2 protein-coding genes are annotated in these 1,783 nt (G+C 63.4%); both read left to right on the top strand.

Annotated features, from left to right (window positions below):
* Positions 1-665, top strand: a 665-nt coding sequence (locus tag A2I95_RS35270) for a DnaA N-terminal domain-containing protein (RefSeq protein ID WP_291737222.1), incomplete at its 5' end; no start/stop codon positions are given.
* A gap of 100 nt (positions 666-765) precedes the next feature.
* Positions 766-1,783, top strand: a 1,018-nt coding sequence (locus A2I95_RS35275; RefSeq protein WP_291737223.1) for a nucleotide sugar dehydrogenase, incomplete at its 3' end; no start/stop codon positions are given.

The raw sequence follows: 1,783 nt of genomic DNA on the forward strand, positions 1-1,783 counted from the left end.
CGGGGCGCAACGCCTCTGCATTGAAGTATGACATCCTCACGGCGATGGGGGCGTATGCGCTTGGCCAGGGCAAAGCTCCGCAAAAGCTAGTGCTGCGGTTCATGACATTGATGACCGCGCGCTACAACTGGCAGCGCAATGAGCTGGCGGTGGGCCAGCGCGAGATTGCCCGGTTGTGGGATGTGGACGAACGCACGGTGAAACGCGAGATGGCCAAGCTGCGGGGCTGGGGCTGGCTGGTGGTGAAACGCCAGGGCGCACGCGGGCGGGTCACGGAATACGGCATCGACCTGGAGCGGTTGCTGGCAGATACCCAGGAGCGCTGGGGCGCGGTGGGACCGGACTTTGAACACCGGATGCAAAACAATGATGAGCCAGCGCTGAATGTGGTGCCTTTGCGCCCAGGGGCTGCACCGCGGGCTCCGGATATCTCGGACGGCAGCGAATGGAGCCTGGCCAAGGCGGTGCTCCATGCGGAGGACCCGGCGAATTATGCGTCCTGGGTGCAAGGATTGGAGAAGGCCAGCCGGGCTGGCGGCCGGCTGGTGCTGAAGGCGCCAAGCCGGTTCCATGCGAATTACGTGATGTCGCATCTGATGCCACGGCTGCTGTCGGCCTGCCGGGATGTCGATGGCGGGGTCTCGACGATTGTTGTGGAGGCGTGAGGCCTAATCTGCGCCGCAGCGGTTGAACCCCTTGGGGGCAGAGCATTATGTGGGCGGGCAGGGGGCTTAAGACGCCCCGCAAGAACAAGGAGCAGCCCGGATGAGCGGCGTGCAGGATAAGATCTGTGTCATTGGACTTGGCTATGTGGGGCTGCCGCTGGCGGCGGCCTTTGGGCAGCAGCGGAAAGTCATTGGCTTTGACATCGATCCGGGCCGCATTGCCGAGCTGCGCCGGGGCGAAGACCGCACCCGCGAGCTGGGCTGCCAGGAGCTGGCAATTGCGGAGCACCTTAGTATCACTGCCGACCCGGCGGAGATTGCCGGTTGCTCCATCTATATCGTCACCGTGCCGACGCCGGTGGATGCCAGCCACCGCCCGGATCTGAGCCCGCTCTTGTCGGCTTCGGCGATTGTTGGCGGGGTGCTGAAACCCGGTGATCTGGTGATTTATGAATCCACCGTCTATCCCGGCGCCACCGAGGAAGATTGCGTGCCCATTCTGGAAGCGCGCTCGGGGCTGGTGTTCAACAAGGACTTCTTTGCCGGCTACTCTCCCGAGCGGATCAACCCCGGCGACAAGGCGCGGCGGCTGGCGGATATCGTCAAAGTGACATCCGGGTCGACGCCGGAGGTGGCCGAACGCGTCGATGCGCTGTACCGCGAGGTGGTGACGGCCGGCACCCATAAGGCCGCGAGCATCCGGGTGGCTGAGGCCGCCAAGGTGATCGAGAACAGCCAGCGGGATATCAACATTGCGCTGGTGAATGAGCTGGCCAAGATCTTTAACAAAATGGGGATTGATACCGAGGCGGTGCTGGAAGCGGCTGGAACCAAATGGAATTTCCTGCCGTTCCGCCCCGGCCTGGTCGGCGGGCATTGCATCGGGGTGGACCCTTATTACCTGACCCACAAGGCCGAAAAGCTGGGATATCATCCCGAGATCCTGCTGGCGGGCCGGCGGCTGAATGACGGCATGGGTGCCTATACTGCCGGCGAGATGGTGAAGGCGATGCTGAAACGCGGCCTGCCGGTTTCGGGCGCACGGGTTCTGGTGATGGGGCTGACCTTCAAGGAGAACTGCCCGGATCTGCGCAATACGCGGGTGATCGATGTGGTAC

The sequence above is a fragment of the Leisingera sp. F5 genome (assembly GCF_001593695.1).